20 protein-coding genes are annotated in these 16,146 nt (G+C 65.7%); 10 read left to right on the forward strand and 10 right to left on the reverse strand.

The features are described 5' to 3' along the window. Positions 1-23 precede the first annotated feature (23 nt). Positions 24-590 carry a TMEM165/GDT1 family protein gene (locus HUK73_RS12585; RefSeq protein ID WP_176592202.1) on the forward strand — a complete coding sequence of 189 codons (567 nt, stop codon included), beginning with the start codon at positions 24-26 and terminating at the stop codon, positions 588-590. Between the two features lie 119 nt (positions 591-709). After that, complete coding sequence (locus HUK73_RS12590) at positions 710-1,201, forward strand: Dps family protein (RefSeq protein ID WP_176592203.1); 492 nt, start codon at positions 710-712, stop codon at positions 1,199-1,201. A 53-nt stretch (positions 1,202-1,254) separates the two neighbouring features. On the opposite strand, the gene HUK73_RS12595 is transcribed toward HUK73_RS12590, so the two are convergent. The 6 genes from HUK73_RS12595 to HUK73_RS12620 form a co-directional block, all read right to left on the reverse strand. Beyond that, positions 1,255-1,725: a GreA/GreB family elongation factor gene (locus tag HUK73_RS12595; protein WP_176592204.1), complete on the reverse strand. Its 471-nt coding sequence runs from the start codon at positions 1,723-1,725 to the stop codon at positions 1,255-1,257. A 114-nt stretch (positions 1,726-1,839) separates the two neighbouring features. Continuing rightward, positions 1,840-3,666 (reverse strand): cobaltochelatase subunit CobT, encoded by a 1,827-nt coding sequence (cobT, locus tag HUK73_RS12600; RefSeq protein WP_176592205.1) that lies wholly within the window; start codon positions 3,664-3,666, stop codon positions 1,840-1,842. Continuing rightward, complete coding sequence (locus HUK73_RS12605; RefSeq protein WP_176592206.1) at positions 3,666-4,451, reverse strand: tyrosine-protein phosphatase; 786 nt, start codon at positions 4,449-4,451, stop codon at positions 3,666-3,668. The genes cobT and HUK73_RS12605 overlap by 1 nt, the downstream gene beginning before the upstream one ends. Then, positions 4,448-4,867 carry an OsmC family protein gene (locus tag HUK73_RS12610; RefSeq protein WP_176592207.1) on the reverse strand — a complete coding sequence of 140 codons (420 nt, stop codon included), beginning with the start codon at positions 4,865-4,867 and terminating at the stop codon, positions 4,448-4,450. Before HUK73_RS12610 ends, HUK73_RS12605 begins: the two co-directional genes overlap by 4 nt. Positions 4,868-4,887: 20 nt before the next feature. Next, the gene (cobS, locus tag HUK73_RS12615; RefSeq protein WP_176592949.1) at positions 4,888-5,895 is read right to left on the reverse strand and encodes a cobaltochelatase subunit CobS; all 1,008 of its coding nucleotides are present in this window, start codon (positions 5,893-5,895) and stop codon (positions 4,888-4,890) included. 88 nt (positions 5,896-5,983) lie between these two features. Continuing rightward, on the reverse strand, positions 5,984-7,273 hold the full coding sequence (locus tag HUK73_RS12620) for an Hsp70 family protein (RefSeq protein ID WP_176592208.1): 1,290 nt from the start codon (positions 7,271-7,273) through the stop codon (positions 5,984-5,986). Positions 7,274-7,380: 107 nt separating this feature from the next. On the opposite strand from HUK73_RS12620, the gene HUK73_RS12625 reads away from it, so the two are divergent. After that, entirely contained in the window at positions 7,381-7,650 is a 270-nt protein-coding gene (locus HUK73_RS12625; RefSeq protein WP_176592209.1) for a DUF1294 domain-containing protein, read from the forward strand. 4 nt (positions 7,651-7,654) lie between these two features. On the opposite strand, the gene HUK73_RS12630 is transcribed toward HUK73_RS12625, so the two are convergent. After that, a complete protein-coding gene (locus tag HUK73_RS12630; protein ID WP_176592210.1) occupies positions 7,655-8,272 on the reverse strand; it encodes a J domain-containing protein in 618 nt (205 codons plus the stop codon). Between the two features lie 44 nt (positions 8,273-8,316). Here HUK73_RS12630 and HUK73_RS12635 point away from each other — a divergent pair, with 44 nt between their 5' ends. The 3 genes from HUK73_RS12635 to HUK73_RS12645 are packed head-to-tail and all read left to right on the forward strand — an operon-like array spanning position 8,317 to position 10,261. After that, complete coding sequence (locus HUK73_RS12635; RefSeq protein WP_176592211.1) at positions 8,317-8,601, forward strand: BolA family transcriptional regulator; 285 nt, start codon at positions 8,317-8,319, stop codon at positions 8,599-8,601. A gap of 50 nt (positions 8,602-8,651) precedes the next feature. Further along, positions 8,652-9,359, forward strand: coding sequence for a glutathione S-transferase (locus tag HUK73_RS12640; RefSeq protein WP_176592212.1), 708 nt, complete (start codon positions 8,652-8,654; stop codon positions 9,357-9,359). Further along, entirely contained in the window at positions 9,356-10,261 is a 906-nt protein-coding gene (locus HUK73_RS12645) for a pirin family protein (RefSeq protein ID WP_176592213.1), read from the forward strand. Before HUK73_RS12640 ends, HUK73_RS12645 begins: the two co-directional genes overlap by 4 nt. 43 nt (positions 10,262-10,304) lie before the next feature. Here HUK73_RS12645 and HUK73_RS12650 read toward each other — a convergent pair whose 3' ends face one another. Continuing rightward, on the reverse strand, positions 10,305-11,117 hold the full coding sequence (locus tag HUK73_RS12650) for an MJ0042-type zinc finger domain-containing protein (protein ID WP_176592214.1): 813 nt from the start codon (positions 11,115-11,117) through the stop codon (positions 10,305-10,307). A gap of 156 nt (positions 11,118-11,273) precedes the next feature. On the opposite strand from HUK73_RS12650, the gene ftsE reads away from it, so the two are divergent. The 4 genes from ftsE to HUK73_RS12670 are packed head-to-tail and all read left to right on the forward strand — an operon-like array spanning position 11,274 to position 14,133. After that, positions 11,274-11,984 carry a cell division ATP-binding protein FtsE gene (gene ftsE / locus HUK73_RS12655; protein WP_176592215.1) on the forward strand — a complete coding sequence of 237 codons (711 nt, stop codon included), beginning with the start codon at positions 11,274-11,276 and terminating at the stop codon, positions 11,982-11,984. Then, positions 11,984-12,898 carry an ABC transporter permease gene (locus HUK73_RS12660; RefSeq protein WP_176592216.1) on the forward strand — a complete coding sequence of 305 codons (915 nt, stop codon included), beginning with the start codon at positions 11,984-11,986 and terminating at the stop codon, positions 12,896-12,898. Before ftsE ends, HUK73_RS12660 begins: the two co-directional genes overlap by 1 nt. Further along, positions 12,895-13,425, forward strand: coding sequence for a YdcF family protein (locus tag HUK73_RS12665; RefSeq protein ID WP_176592217.1), 531 nt, complete (start codon positions 12,895-12,897; stop codon positions 13,423-13,425). Before HUK73_RS12660 ends, HUK73_RS12665 begins: the two co-directional genes overlap by 4 nt. 12 nt (positions 13,426-13,437) lie before the next feature. Beyond that, positions 13,438-14,133, forward strand: coding sequence for a 1-acyl-sn-glycerol-3-phosphate acyltransferase (locus tag HUK73_RS12670; RefSeq protein WP_176592218.1), 696 nt, complete (start codon positions 13,438-13,440; stop codon positions 14,131-14,133). Here HUK73_RS12670 and HUK73_RS12675 read toward each other — a convergent pair. Both HUK73_RS12675 and hisC read right to left on the reverse strand, forming a co-directional pair. After that, a complete protein-coding gene (locus HUK73_RS12675) occupies positions 14,125-15,030 on the reverse strand; it encodes a prephenate/arogenate dehydrogenase family protein (RefSeq protein ID WP_176592219.1) in 906 nt (301 codons plus the stop codon). The genes HUK73_RS12670 and HUK73_RS12675 overlap by 9 nt on opposite strands. Next, positions 15,030-16,127, reverse strand: coding sequence for a histidinol-phosphate transaminase (hisC, locus tag HUK73_RS12680; RefSeq protein ID WP_176592220.1), 1,098 nt, complete (start codon positions 16,125-16,127; stop codon positions 15,030-15,032). Before hisC ends, HUK73_RS12675 begins: the two co-directional genes overlap by 1 nt. Positions 16,128-16,146 lie beyond the last annotated feature (19 nt).

The raw sequence follows: 16,146 nt of genomic DNA on the forward strand, positions 1-16,146 counted from the left end.
GGATGGATCTGGGCGGCTGCTGAATGGACGCATTGCTGATCGCGCTGCTCGGCTGCCTGATGGGGGAAATCGGCGACAAGGGGCAATTGCTGGCCCTGGCGCTGGCCACCCGTTTCCGGCGGGACGGCGCGGTGATCGCGGGCATCGCCGCCGCCGCCATCGCCAATGCCGCCATCGGGGCCGCTGCGGGGGCCTTTCTGGCGCCCATGCTCGGGTCCGACGCGCGGCTGCTGTTCCTGGCGCTGGCCCTGATCTTCCTCGCCATCGCCATGATCTGGCCCGTCAAGCAGCCCGATCCGTTGGCGAACTGGCGACTGGGACCGTTTTTCACGACCGCGCTGGGGCTGTTCATCCTGGGCTTTGGCGATGGCGCTCAGTTCCTCATCCTGGGGATCGCCACCCGCACCGCCGATCCTCTGCTGGCGGCAACCGGCGGCGCGATCGGCATCGTCGCTGCGACCGTGCCCGTCGTCCTGCTGCGCGAACAGTTGTTCAGGGCACTTCCGCTCCGCGCCATCCGTGTTGGCGGCGGCGTGCTGATGCTGCTTGTCGGCCTGGTGGTGACGGTGGCGGCGCTGCACCTTGGCTGATCGACCCTTCCCATCAGACTGAGCGACAATTTCCGTTCAAATTTAGGCGATTTCCGTGGCACCTTATCGGCAACCGATCATTATAGCCACGAAACCAAATCACTTAGCAGGAGCCAGGCATGACCTCCCCCGACCTTCAGACCCCAACGGACCTCCGCAGCAACGCGACCAAATCGGTCGCGCAGGCGCTGAACGGCGTGCTCGCGGACAGCTATGCCTTGTATTTCAAGACCAAGAATTTCCACTGGCACGTCTCCGGCCCGCATTTCCGCGACTATCACCTGATGTTCGACGATCAGGCGACGCAGATCCTGGCCACCACCGACCTGATCGCGGAGCGCGTGCGCAAGACCGGCAACACCACGCTGCGCTCGATCGGCGATATTTCGCGCCACCAGTCGGTCAAGGACAATGACGCCGACTATGTGACCCCCGGCGACATGCTGAAGGAACTGCGCGAGGACAATCTGAAGCTGGTCGAGGCCCTGCGCGCCGCCAAGGCCGCCGCCACGGACGCGGGCGACAACGCGACCGAAGGCATTATCGACGACTGGACCGACCAGGCCGAGGAACGCGCCTGGTTCCTTTTCGAAGCTGGCCGCAACGCCTGACAAAAGAAAAGCCCTCCAGCGCAAACTGGAGGGCTTTTTCGTGGGTACGGGGATTATTCCTCCACAACCGCTTCAATGGCGACGATCATGATCGCCCCAGGCTTGCCACCAAAATCGACGGCCTCATCCTCTTCGGCATCCATCATCGCGCGGGCGAGCGGCGCGGAAAAGGCAATGCGCCCTTCCGCCGGCTCCGCCTCATCATCGCCGACGATGGTGATCTGCTTCTCCTTGCCATTCAGCCGATAGGTCACGCGGCTGCCGAAGGCGACGGCCTCTCCATCCGGCACCGGCCGCAATTCCGCCGTCGCAAGGCGCGTCCGCCAATAGCGCAACTCGCGCTTGTGCTTCTTGGCGTCCTCCTCGGCCATGCCATCGGTTTCGACCGCCTCCAGCGCCTCCACCTTCTCCCGCGTCAGCCGCAGGCCGCGCGCCGTCACCCAATTGGGGCCGGGCGGCAACGGAATCTCGAAAGTGGGTTCCAGATGCTCCTCGTCACTCTCGCGACGAAAGGCGACACTCATTGCACTCTCCTACACAAACGCTTCTCCGCGCTGTGACGAGGTCGAGATTGCCGGTCTTCTTTTCAAGGGAAGGGCCGGGTTTCGACATCGCCGAAGCCCGGACAAGCAGGGCTTCTAATCTTCGTCGAACAGTCCGGCGAGCTGTTCCACCATGGTCCCGCCAAGCTGTTCGGCATCCATGATGGTCACTGCGCGGCGATAATAGCGCGTGACGTCATGGCCGATGCCGATGGCGACAAGCTGCACGGGTGAGCGGTTCTCGATCCACTCGATCACCTGCCGCAAATGCCGCTCCAGATAGGTGCCGCTGTTGACCGACAGGGTGCTGTCATCGACCGGCGCGCCGTCGGAGATCACCATCAGGATGCGGCGTTCCTCATTGCGCGCGATCAGCCGGTTATGCGCCCAGAGCAGCGCCTCGCCGTCGATATTCTCCTTGAGCAACCCCTCGCGCATCATCAGGCCCAGATTCTTGCGCGCCCGGCGCCAGGGTTCGTCGGCCTTCTTGTAGACGATGTGCCGCAGGTCATTGAGCCGACCCGGCATCGGCGGACGACCGGCCGCCAGCCAATCCTCACGGCTTTGTCCGCCCTTCCACGCGCGGGTGGTGAAGCCCAGAATTTCGGTCTTGACGCCGCACCGCTCCAGCGTACGCGCCATGATGTCGGCGCTGATCGCCGCGATGGAGATCGGCCGCCCGCGCATCGAGCCTGAATTGTCGATCAGCAGCGTCACCACGGTATCGCGGAACTCGGTATCCCGCTCGATCTTGTAGGACAGCGAGCGCGTCGGATCGATCACGATGCGCGCCAGCCGCGCCGCGTCGAGCAGCCCTTCCTCCTGATCGAAGTCCCACGACCGCGACTGCTGCGCCATCAGCCGCCGCTGCAAGCGGTTGGCGAGCTTCGTCACCGCCCCCTGCAAGCTGACAAGCTGCTGGTCGAGGAAGCCGCGCAACCGCAGCAACTCATCCTCGTCGCACAGATCCTCGGCAGTCACGACTTCATCATGCAGCTGCGTATAGGGCTTATAGTCGAAACCCGGCGGCAGATCGCCCATCGGACGGTTGGGGCGAACCGGCATCATGCCTTCCTCGCCCATATCGTCGGCGCCTTCATCGCTGTCGGCGTCGAACTCGTCGCTATATTCGGTTTCGCCTTCCTCGGTGTCGCCGCCCTGATCCTCGGCGCGGGCTTCGGCGAAGGCGTCGCTGTCGCCTGCTTCGTCCTCGCCGGAGTCGCCGTCTTCCTGCTGCTGTTCCTCGTCCTCGCCCTCTTCCTGTGGCTCGGAGTCGTCGGTTTCGGGCGGCGTATCGGCATCGACCAGCTGGAGATGCTCCAGCATGGCCGAGGTCAGCTTCTGGAAGGCCCGCTGGTCGTCGATCGCCATGGACAGCGCGTCGAGGTCGGCTCCTGCCTTTTCCTCGATCCACTGATCCACCATCGCCATGCCCGAAGCGACATCCCTGGGGATCGCCTGCCCGGTCAGCCTCTCCCGTACCTTGAGCGCCAGCGCCGTGGACAAAGGCACTTCGTCGGCCGAACGCGCCCGGCGGATGGGATCGGATTTCAACCGGAGATCGAGCGCGTGGTTGAGGTTCGCCCGAACCCCGGCCATGGCCCGCGAGCCGATGGCCTCCACCCGCGCCTGCTCGACCGCGTCATAGACCGCCCGCGCCACGGCATCGGACGGCGCGGCAGCGCCATGGACCTTCGCATTATGATGCCGCAATTTCAGCGCATTGGCATCGGCAAAACCCCGCGCCAGCGCCACCTGATCGGCAGGGAGATTGCGGCCCGGCGTCGGCACCTTGATCGCCTTGCCCGCCATATGCGGCGTGTCGGCGGTGAAGTTCACCTCCACCTCCGCGTCGCGCGCGATCGACCGCGCCGCGCCGGACAGCACGTCCTTGAAAGCATCGAGGGGCGAACGGTCGGCCATCAGTCCAGCAGCATCCCGCGCATGGCGTCCCGCGCCGCGGCGTCCACGCCCAGCACATCGGCCAGATAGCCGTCGACGCCGCCATGACGCTCATCCAGCGCGGCGAACAGGCTGTCGAGATAGGCGGCATCCGCGACCAGCAGCGGCCTCAGCGTCTCGGCCCTCGCCTGCCGCATCCGCGCGACCAGCGTATTGCGCTGCGCCAACAGCCATTCCCAGTCGGCATGGTCGTTGGTCAACAGATAATCCTGAACGATCGTGGCGCGCGGCACGCCCAGCGCCGCCAGCACCAGCGCCGCACCGACACCGGTGCGATCCTTGCCCGCCGAACAGTTGATCAACAGCGGCACCCGCCCCTCGGCGATCCGCGCGAACATGGCGCGGTAGGATTCGGCATGATCGACGGGAATGTCGCGGTAGAGCGCGATCATCGTGGCGCGCATATCCTCCGCCGTCGCGCCGTCACGCTTCAATATCTCGCCCAGCAGGCCGCTGCTTTCCGTATAGTCGCGGCAGAAATAGTCGACCTCCGCCCCATGCCAGTGCGTCGGTTCGGCGGTGCGTTCATTGCCCCGGCGAAAATCGCAGATCGCCTTGATGCCGAAGGATCGCAACTGCTCCGCATCTGCGTCGGTCAGCAGCGCCATCGTCCCCGACCGATAGAGCACCCCGCGCTTCACGCAGCGCCCTTCCGCGGTCGCATAGCCGCCGAAATCGCGCAGATTGAATGCGCTGCCGAGCGGCAGGCCATGGCGTGTTGCGGACAGGGAAATCGTCTCGCTCACGGCCGCTCGCCCTCACCGACATAAGGCACGGCGACGGTTTCGATCTGCGTCTCGACCTCGCTCATCAGCTTGTGCACCGGGCACTTGGCGGCCACGGCGATCAGCCTGTCATGCTGCTCCTCGGTCAACGGGCCGGTCAGCGCGATGCGCGTCGTCAGCCTGTAGACGCCCTTGCGCTCCTGACTGGCATCGCGAACCACGCCGACATGGATGCCCTCGACCGGGATGCCGTTGCGCTGCGCATACCAGAGCATGGTCATCGCCTTGCACGCACCCAGAGCCGAATCATACAGGTCATGCGGGTCCGGCCCGGCATCATGCCCGTCCGGCGCCGTCATATCGACGGTCAGTTCATGGCCGCGAATGCTGATCCGATGAGGGGTATCCTCGGGCGAGATGCGTTCGACGACGATCATTTTCTGCTTCCTTTGGGCGTTCACGCCGCCCGGTGGGCGACGCTTTCGGGCAGGTCCTTGCCGAAGACGCGCTGATAATATTCGGCCACCAGCGCCCTCTCCGCCTCATCGCATTTGTTGAGGAAGGACAGGCGGAAGGCAAAGCCGATATTCTTGAAGATCAGCGCATTCTGCGCCCAGCTGATCACGGTACGGGGCGACATGACGGTCGAAATATCGCCGTTGATAAACCCTTGGCGAGTCAACTCCGCCACCTTGATCATATTCTCGACTTCCTTGCGGCCGCCCTCATGATCATATTCGCCCGACTTGGCCAGCACCACCTGCGCCTCGGTCGCGGCGGGCAGATAGTTCAGCGCCACCACCAGATTCCAGCGGTCCATCTGGCCCTGGTTGATCTGCTGCGTGCCGTGATAGAGGCCGGTCGTGTCGCCCAGACCCACGGTGTTGGCGGTCGCGAACAGGCGGAAATGCGGGTTCGGCCGGATGACCCGATTCTGGTCGAGCAGCGTCATCTTGCCGTCGGTTTCCAGCACGCGCTGGATCACGAACATCACGTCCGGACGGCCGGCATCATATTCGTCGAACACCAGCGCCACGGGCCGCTGCAACGCCCAGGGGAGCAGGCCTTCGCGGAATTCCGTCACCTGCTGGCCTTCCTTCAGCACGATGGCGTCACGCCCGACCAGATCGATACGGCTGATATGCGCGTCCAGATTGATGCGGATACACGGCCAGCGCAGGCGCGCGGCGACCTGTTCGATATGGCTCGACTTGCCGGTGCCGTGATAGCCCTGCACCATCACGCGGCGATTATAGGCAAAGCCCGCCAGGATCGCGAGCGTGGTATCCGGGTCGAACACATAGGCCGGATCGAGATCAGGCACGCGCTCGTCCGCCTCCGAAAAGGCCGGGATCTTCATGTCGACATCGATGCCGAACACTTCGCGCGCGTCCACTTCGCGGTCGGGCGCAGCCAACAGCGTTTCGGCGCGGGTATCGGGCTGGACGTTGGGGATGTCGGTCATCATCTTGTCTCTTTGAGCGGTCTTGTCATCCATGCCCTAGCCATCGCGAAGGGGCATGTCGATAGAGTGGGACTTGTCACGCGGGCAATCAAGCGGCCCATTCGGCCAAATTGGCCTCCTGTCCGATCAGCGCCAGTCCATGCGCGATGGAGGTCAATTCGCCGCCGGTGGCAATATGCTCCGCGCCGAAACGCTGGTCGAAGATGCGCCGGATCGCCGGTATCAGCGAGGTGCCTCCGGTCAGAAACACCCGGTCAATGGCGTCGGGTTCAACCCCTGCCTTGGCGAGCGCCATATCAACCGTCGCTTCGATCCGGGCGATGTCGGGCGCGATCCAGCCTTCGAAATCGGCGCGCGTCACTTCCGCCTCGATGGCAAGACCGCCGCCTTCGAACGCGAAGGTCGCGCTTTCCACCTCCGACAGCCGCCGCTTCAAAGACCCCACCGCATCATAGAGCGGATAGCCCAGTTCCTTCTCGATCACCGTGATCATCCGGCCGATGGCAGCGGGATCGTTGGCCGTCTTCTGCAAGCGCGCCAGTTCCTCCATCGTCCGCCGGTTGCGCATCAGCGCCAGCCGGGACCAGTCGGCAAAATCCGCGAAATAGCTGCGCGGAATCTCCAGTTCCTTGCCAAAGCTCTGATAACTGCCGCCCTTGCCCAGCATCGGCAGCACCAGATGATCGACGATCCGATAGTCGAACCGGTCCCCGGCCAGACCGATACCCGCCGACCCCAGCGGCACGCAACGGCGCGCCGCCCCCGGCGCCTCGACCCGAACGATGGAAAAGTCGCTGGTGCCGCCGCCGAAATCCGCCACCAATATCGTCGCCGCTTCGGTCAGGCGGCTGGCGTAGCTGAACGCGGCGCCCAGCGGTTCATAGACATAGTGAATCTCATCGCCAAAGCCGCCGAACATGGCGTCATAGCGCCGCCGGGCCAGGGCTTCATCGGGCCGCGACCCCGCATATTCCACCGGCCGCCCGACCACGATCCGCTCCGGCCGCCGGTCCAGCGTCCCGCCCGCATGGCCGACCATGCGCGACAGAAACATCTGCCCCAGTTCCTCGAAGCGGAAACGCTTTTCGAACACGCTGGCGCTTTCGAAGATCGGGCTGGCGGCCACTGACTTGAAGCTTTGCAGGAAGCGGCTGTCCTCTGGAAATTCCAGATATTCGGCAATCGCCCATGGCCCGGCCTCATGCGCCATGCCGCCCTTCACATCACCATCATGCCAGAAGCACAGCGCCGAGCGGAACACCGCGCCAGCCGCCTGCTCGCCCGCAAATTCGACCAGTTCCGAACCGCCGTCCCCGGCAAGCGCGGCCACGCTGTTGGTCGTGCCGAAATCAAGGCCCAGGGCGCGGGGCATCGTCATGAAATTCTCCGGGAGGTAAGGGGCCGGCGCCTATGACAGCGGCCGCGATTGGGGGCAAGCCCGGATCGACGATATGAAAATCAACGCCCGTCCGCTATCGCGACATCATGGGCATGGCGACATTATTCCTCATCCTGCTGGGGCTGAACGGCTGGACGATGCTCCGTTTCCGGCAGGACAAGGCCGCAGCCATCGCTGGTCGGCGCCGCATAGCAGAGGCTGATCTGCTGGGTCTGGCGTTGATCGGCGGCTCGCCGGGCGCCCTGCTCGCGCGCCGCCTGTTCCGTCACAAAACCCGCAAGCAACCCTTTTCAACCCTGCTGCTGCTGATCGCCGGCATGCAACTGGGCCTGGGCATCGGCTGGTTCCTGCTCTGAGCGTTCAGGCGAAAACCTCCGCCTTCCGGAGCAGTTGATAGGCCTCGATCACCCCTTGCAGCGAGGTTTCATGGCTCCGGTCCCCGCCATTATGGTCGGGATGATAGCGTCGCAGCAATTCCGTATAGCGTTGCCGAAGGGCCTTGCGATCCGCATCGATCGGCAGCCCCATGACATCCAGCGCCCGGCGGTCGTCCTTCGACAGGAATTTGCCGTCCTGCCGCATCTGATTGTCCGCCCGCGCCTTTGCCACCCGTTCCCTGAACTTGGCGCCGATGGCGTCGAGCGGGTCCTGAAAGTCCGACCATTTGGGCGGCGGGCTGGCGGCGTTGGAGGAAAAGGCCCGCGTCTCCCGTTCCCATCCCGCATAGGGACGCTGGGCGGCGTTGATCTCCTCCGGGCTCATGCCGGTGAAGAAATTATAACCCTGGTTGAATTCCCGCACATGGTCGAGGCACAGCCAGCGCCAGCGCGGGCCTTCTTGGTTCGACCGCCCCCCCTCCAGCGGCGGCGCGCGGAACTCGCCCGGTTCCAGGCAGCCGGGGACCGCGCAGGGACGGTCGCTTTCCACGCGGCCATGGAAACGGTTGAAACGCCGGGTCGAGAAAGGATCGCTAGCCAAGATTGTCCTGATGCAACTGCGGGCAAAGGGCCTATATAGGCGCCATGACCGAGATTGTTAAAGGCCCCGTAGCCACTGAAATCGAAGCCCGGCTGCGCGCCGCCCTTGCTCCTGAACGGCTCGCCGTGATCGACGACAGCGAAATGCATCGCGGCCATGCGGGGCATGACGGATCGGGCGAAAGCCATTTCACCGTGGAGATCGTGTCCGACCGCTTCACCGGCCAGAATCGCGTGGCCCGCCAGCGGCTGGTCAACGCCGCGCTGGCCGACCTGCTGCGCGAGAAGGTCCACGCCCTCGCCATCAAGGCCCGCGCGCCCGGCGAATGAGACCTTGATCCTCCTCATGCGTTGTTCCGCCGTCCGAGGAGGATCAACGCATGGCTTATGATCTCTGGTACTGGTCCACCGTCCCCGGCCGGGGCGAATTCGTCCGGCTGACGCTGGAGGCGTGCGGCATCGCCTATCGCGACCGCGCCCGCATCGATGGCGACGAAGCACTGATGGCCGACATGGAGCGGCACGATGGCGGCCCGGCCTTCGCCCCACCCTATCTGGTGACGGACGGCCAGACGGTGGCGCAGACGGCGAACATCCTTTTTTATCTGGCCGAACGGCATGGATGCGGCCCCGCTGGCCCCAAGCCCCGCCACTGGCTCGCGCAGGTGCAACTCACCATCATGGACATGGTGGCCGAAGCCCATAATGTCCATCACCCCATCGGCCCGGACCTTTATTATGAGGATCAGAAGACCGAAGCCCTGCGCGCCGCCCATGGCTTGCGCCAATTGCGCATCCCCAAATATCTGACCTATTTCGAACATGCGTTGAACGCGGAACCGGGCGACTGGCTGGCGGGCCAGCGCTGGAGCTATGCCGACCTCTCGCTCTTTCACCTGATCGCCGGGATGCGCTACGCCTTTCCGCTGCGCATGGCGACGCTGATGCCTTCCTTCCCGTGCCTTGCCGATCTGCACGACCGGGTTGCGGCGCTGTCCGAATTGCAGGACTATCTCGCAAGCGACCGGCGCCTGCCGTTCACCCAGGAAGACATCTTCCGCCACTATCCCGAACTGGACGCACCATGACCCCGACCGACCCGATCATCCAGACCATCACGCCGACATCCCATAATCTGGGCGATTTCCGGGTCCATCGCTCCCTCCCGGCCAAGGAGCGCACCATGGTCGGCCCGTTCATCTTCTTCGACCAGGCCGGACCCGCCCGCATCGCGCCGGGCCAGGGGGTGGACGTGCGCCCGCATCCGCACATCAACCTCGCCACCGTCACCTATATGTATGAGGGCAGCTTCCTCCACCGCGACTCCCTGGGCACGGAGCAGTTGATCGAACCGGGCGCGGTGAACCTGATGACGGCGGGCAAGGGCATCGTCCATTCCGAGCGTTCGCCCGACGAGGATCGCGCGAAACTGTCCAAACTCTCGGCCATCCAGACCTGGCTCGCCCTCCCCGACCGCAACGAGGAAATGGACCCGGCCTTCGAGCATGTCGGCGAAGGCGGCCTGCCGATCATCGATTGCGGCCAGGCCCGCGCCAGGGTCATTATGGGCAGCCTCTGGGGCGAAACCTCCCCCGTCACCACCTATGCGAAGACGATCTACGCCGACATCCAGCTGTCCCCCGGCGGCTCGGTCCCCATCGATGCGGAGGCGGAAGAGCGCGCCATCTATGTTTCCGGCGGCGACGCGGCGCTGGACGGGGTGATGCTCCTGCCGCAGACCCTCTATGTCCTGCGCCCCGGCACGCGAGCGACGCTGATGAGCGTCGATGGCGGCCGCGTCGTGCTGTGCGGGGGAGAGGCATTCCGCACGCCCCGCCATGTCTGGTGGAATTTCGTGTCCTCGACCAAGGACCGGCTGATGCAGGCGCGCGACGATTGGGAAGCCATGCGTTTCCCCCTGATCCCCGGCGACGACAAGGAGTTTATTCCGATCCCTCAGGGCCGCCCCAAAACGATCAGCTATCCCTGATCCCCATCCTCCCCGTCAGGCGATGGGGAGGAATAAACCCATCCTACTGCACGAAGGTCAGCGAGAGATTCTCGGCATTTTTGGGAATGTCGATCCGGCTTTCGTTGATCGACGCTTCCTCGCCCGGCTTCAGGCTGGTCCGATCCGCCTTGGTGGTCCAGCTGAATACCAGCCGGTTCTGCCGGTCGCGCAGTTGCACCAGCACCGGCGGCACCGGCAACTGCTGTTTCCCGCTGTTCACGATCCGCGCGCCGAAGGCGAAATATTCCTCGCCGGTCGGCAATTTGCGCCGTTCGGCGGGCTTGGAAAGATAGAAGAGCAGGTCGGGATCGCCCTCCTCCGCCACCAGCCCCAGATTGATCGCCCAACTCGGCGTGCCGAAATACCAGAGCGCACCGCCCGCGGCCGCCACCAACAGGCAGAAGCCGGTCGCGGCATAGGTCCACATCTTCAGCCGGTTGCGGCGCGGCTTGAACGGCGCGGCAGGCACGTCCGGCTCCGGCACACGGTCGTAAACATTGTCGAACCGATAATCGGGCGTCGCCACATCTGCTGCGGACGGCGGGGGTGTCGCCTCGACAACGGGTTCGGGAATCTCGGGCACCTGCGCTGCGGGAGCGACCTGCTCCGGCACCGGCGGAGGGGGGGACGGCGGAGGCGGCGGGGGCGGCGGCGCGGCAGCCACCGGCTCGGCAGCGCCCACGGTTTCCAGCGCCTCTTCACGCGGCGCCAATTGGGCGCCTTCCTGGAACCAGCTATGTTTGCAGGCGGCGCAGCGAACCTGGCGGCCGTTCGGACCGACGGCGCTGTCCGGCACGATGTAGCGCGTGGCGCAGTTGGGACACACCAGGATCATGACGCTTCATAGCCATGAGTTGGATTCGAGGGCAAGCGGCTTCGACATGGCTGCGACTCGCGGGATAAGGCCGCATGGGCTTTACGGCTGCCCGTCCGCTGTGCCATGGCTGCACGTCAGGGGAAGCAGGGAGCGCCGGGGCGCAGTCATTCACTCATGTCCGCCATCGTCCAGTTCGAAAATGTCGGCCTGCGCTATGGTCTGGATAGCGAGACGCTGTCCGACGTCAGCTTTTCGCTGGCCGGCGGCGGCTTTTATTTCCTGACCGGTGCGTCGGGCGCCGGCAAGACCTCGCTGCTCAAGCTGCTTTATCTTGCCCAGCGGCCCAGCCGCGGCGTCATCCGCCTGTTCGGTGAGGATGTGGTGACGCTGCCGCGCAAGCGCCTGCCCGGCTTCCGCCGCCGTATCGGCGTTGTGTTTCAGGATTTCCGGCTGGTTCCGCATCTGTCGGTCTATGACAATATCGCCCTGCCCCTGCGCGTCGCCGGGATGGAGGAGGCGGAAATCGACGCCCCGGTCAGCGAAATGCTGAACTGGGTGGGCCTGGGCGACCGGGGTCAGGCGCGTCCCGCGACCCTCTCCGGCGGGGAGCAGCAGCGCGTCGCCATCGCCCGCGCAGTGATCGGCCGGCCTGAAATATTGGTGGCGGACGAACCGACCGGCAACGTCGACGCGGACATGGCCCGGCGGCTGATGACCCTGTTCGAAGCGCTCAATCGCCTTGGCACCACGATCGTCGTCGCCACCCACGACCTGCCGCTGATCGCGCAGGTCGGCAGCGCCCAGATGATGAAGCTGGACAAGGGCCGCCTGTCCGACCCGACCGGATCGCTGCGCTATCCGCCCAAGCCGCAGGCGAACGGCTGATGGCCTCCCTCCACAATGTCACTGATCGCCGCGCCGCCGCCGCCGCGCGCCACCGGCTTTTGCCGGAAGGGCGTGTGGCCGGCCCCATGCCCTGGATCATCGCGATCATGATGTTCCTGACCGTGCTGGCGGCGGCGGCGGGCCTCGGCCTCGGCGCGGCGGTCAAGGCGATGGGCGCCGACCTGGCCGGACGCGCCACGGTGCAGATCGTCGAGGCCAATGCCGAGCAGCGCGACCGGCTGGGCGCGCTCGCGGCTCAGGCGTTGCGCAAGAACGGCGCGATCCGCGCGATCCACCCCGTTCCGGCCGCCACCCTTGCCGACCAGATCCGTCCCTGGCTGGGGCAGGATGCGGTGAGCGGCGACCTGCCGATCCCGGCGCTGATCGATATCGAGCTGACGCCCGGCCAGACCGATGCGAAGGTTGCCCGCCTGCGCCAGCAACTGACCGCCCTCTCCCCCAGAATCCGCATCGAACCCCATGCCGCCTTTCTGGCGCCGCTGGCCGGGCTTCTCTCGGCACTGGGCTGGCTGGCGGCGGGGATCGTGCTGCTGATGACGCTGGCGACCGGCGCGGTGGTGGTGCTGGCCGCCCGTGCCGCGCATGACGGTCACCGCGCGACCATCGACGTGCTGCACCTGATGGGCGCGACCGATGTGCAGATCGCCCGGCTGTTCCAGCGCCGCATCGGTCTCGACGCGCTCTTCGGCGGCGCGCTGGGTTTTACCGTGGCGTTGCTGGCGATCGTGCTGCTGGGCGCGCGGTTGCTGGCGACCGGCTCCGAATTGCTGGGCGCCATCCATCTGCCCTGGACGAGCTGGGCGATCCTGGCCGCGCTGCCGGTGGGCAGCGTGCTGCTGGCGACGCTGGCCGCGCGCTGGACCGTGCTGCGGTCGCTGGGACGGCTGCTATGATCGTCCGCTTCATCGCCGTCACGCTGCTGGCGTGGATGCTGGGCTTCGCCTGGTTCGCGATCTTCCTGCCGCAACCGCTGGACGGGCGCGAAACCGACGCCATCGTCGTGCTGACCGGCGGGGCCGGGCGCATCGATCGCGGCCTGTCCCTGCTGCAGGACGGCGCGGCGAAGCGGATGCTGATCTCCGGCGTCGACCGATCGGTCCGCCCATCCGAGCTGGCCGCGAAATATCACGCGCCCGAACGCCTGTTCACCTGCTGCATCACGCTGGGCCGCGAAGCCATCGATACCCGCTCCAATGCGATAGAAACCGCGCATTGGCTGGAACGTCGCGACTTCAAGACGGTGCGCCTGATCACCACCGACTGGCATATGCGCCGCTCCGCCCTTGAACTGCGCCAGGCCTTGCCGGGACGGGTTACGCTGGTCTACGACGCCGTGCCCAGCCGCCCCAGCCTCACCATGCTGGCGCGGGAATATAATAAATATCTGCTGCGCCGGGCTGCGGCGCTGATTGGTATCTGACGGTTTTTCTCGATGCTCACCGCCCTGCGATCCCTGGCCTTCATGCTGGTCTTCTATATCGGAACGGCGCTGTTCGTGCTGGCGGCGATGGCGGTGAATCTGGTCGCGCCCCGCTCCATCCCCGGCATCGCCACCGCATGGAGCCATTTCCACCGTTTCTGCGTGCGATGGCTGCTGGGGCAGAAGGTGCGGGTGGAGGGACCCCTGCCCAAAGGCCCCTATCTCTACATTCTCAAGCATGAATCGATGTTCGAGACGATCGACCTTCTCTGCCTGCTGGATCGCCCGGCGATCGCCGCCAAGCGCGAGCTGTTCGACATCCCGTTCTGGGGCGGCATCGCGCGCCGCTATGGCCTGATCCCGATCGAGCGCAGCGCCGGAGCCAGCGCCCTGCGCGCGCTGCGCACCGCCGCCCGGGCCACGACGGCGCAAGGCCGTGCCGTCTGCCTCTTTCCCGAAGGCACCCGCGTCCCCCATGGCGAAAGCCCGCCCTTGCGCGCCGGTTTCGCGGGTCTTTACGCGCTGCTGGGCCTGCCGGTGGTGCCCATCGCGGTGGACAGCGGCCGCGTGTCCCCGCGCGGCAAGTTCATGAAGCGCGCCGGCACCATCACCTACAAGGTCGGCGAGATCGTCCCGCCCGGCCTTGATCGCGGCGAGGCCGAAGCCCGCGTCCATGCGGCGATCAACGCGCTGAACGCTTCAGTGTGAGCGTCCAAAATCGGGCTTGGGATCGTCCTGCCCCTGCTCGATGATCGACCGGCGGATCGCCCGCGTCCGGGTGAACAGGTTGAACAGCGTATCCCCGTCATTCCACCGGATCGCCCGCTGCAAGGTCGACAAATCCTCCGAAAAGCGCTGGAGCATCTCCAGCACCGCATCCTTGTTGGCCAGGAACACGTCCCGCCACATGGTCGGGTCGGACGCGGCAATGCGGGTGAAGTCGCGAAAGCCGCCCGCCGAATATTTGATGACCTCCGACTGGGTCACATCCTCCAGATCGCTGGCCGTGCCCACGATGGTATAGGCGATCAGGTGCGGCAAATGGCTGGTCACCGCCAACACCAGATCATGGTGCGCGGGGTCCATCATCTCGACATCCGCGCCCACGCGCCGCCACAGTTCGGCCACGCGCTCCACGGCGACCGGATCGGCCTCCGCAGGCGGCGTCACGATGCACCAGCGCCCCCGGAACAGCGAGGCAAAGCCCGCCTCCGGCCCGCTATTCTCGGTCCCCGCCACCGGATGCGCCGGAATGACGGTCCGACCCGGCAGCGCGGCGCTCAATTGCGCCAGCACATCGACCTTGCACGATCCCACGTCGCTGACGATCGCTTCCGCAGGCAGATCGTCGGCAATTTCCATGGCGGCCACGCCCATCGCCCGCACCGGCACGCACAGCACGACCAGATCGGCGTCGGTCACGCTCGCGCCCGCCGTATCGGTCACGTCATCGCACAGGTCGATGGCTCGTGCGATCTCCCGCACCCGCACATCGGCATCGTAACCTGTCACCCGCACGGTCGGCATGGTTTCGCGGATCGCCCGCGCCAGCGAAGAACCGATCAGGCCCAGCCCGATGATCGTGACCCGCGCGAAGGGCAGCATCAGGCCGCTTCCGCCATGGCGCGCAACCGGGCGGCGACGCGGCGCATCTGATCCTCGCTGCCGATGGTGATGCGCAGGCCGTTGGGCAGGCCCTGTCCGGGCAGCCAGCGGGTGGCGAAGCCCTCATCCCACAGGCCCTTCATCGCCGCTTCGGCGGTCAATTTGCCGTCGAACAGGATGAGCAGGAAGTTCGCCTTGCTCGGCACGGCGCGCAGGCCATGGTTGGAGAGCGCTGCCACCTCCGTCGCCAGCCACTCGCGCCACTGGCGATTATGCACCCGGCTCGCCTCGACCCAGGCGGTGTCCCCGACCGCCGCAATCGCCGCAGCCTGCCCCGCCGTCGTCACGTTGAACGGTGCGCGGATGCGGTGCAGCACGTCGATCACCTCGGCACTGGCATAGCCCCAGCCGATCCGCTCGGCGGCGAGGCCGTAAATCTTGGAGAAGGTCCGCGTCACGAACACATTGGCGGCGGTCTTCGCCAGTTCCAGCCCGCCATCATCCTCATCGGCGTCCAGATATTCGGCATAGGCCTGATCCAGCACGAACAGGATATCGGGCCGCAATCCCGCATGCAGCCGCGCAATCTCTTGCCCTGACGTCATGGTGCCGGTCGGATTATTCGGATTGGCGAGGAAGACGACCTTCGTCTTTTCCGTCACCGCCGCAAGCAGCGCGTCCACATCGGTCGCATAATCCTTGTCCGGCGCGATCACCGGCGTGGCCCCCACGCGGCGCGCCGCGATGTCGTAGACGGAAAAGCCGTAGCGGACGTAAAGAACCTCATCCCCGGGTCCGGCATAGGCGCTTGCCACGATATGCAGCAGCTCGTCCGATCCGGTGCCATAGATCACCCGCGCCGGGTCCAGCCCATGCACCGCTGCGATCGCCTCGCGCATCTTCGCGGCGCCGGGATCGGGATAGGTGGCAAGGTCCGCCGTCGCCGCCACCAGAGCGGCCCGCGCGGCCTCCCCGGTGCCCAGCGGATTTTCATTGGCGGACAGCTTCACCAGCACGCGGCCGTCATCGGCGGCCGACTTGCCCGGCACATAGGGCGAAATACCGAGAATCCAGTCTTTGGGGGCAGGCTTTGTCATGGCCCGCGCTTTAGCGTCA

Source organism: Sphingobium sp. EM0848 (assembly GCF_013375555.1).
Taxonomy (GTDB): Bacteria; Pseudomonadota; Alphaproteobacteria; order Sphingomonadales; family Sphingomonadaceae; genus Sphingobium.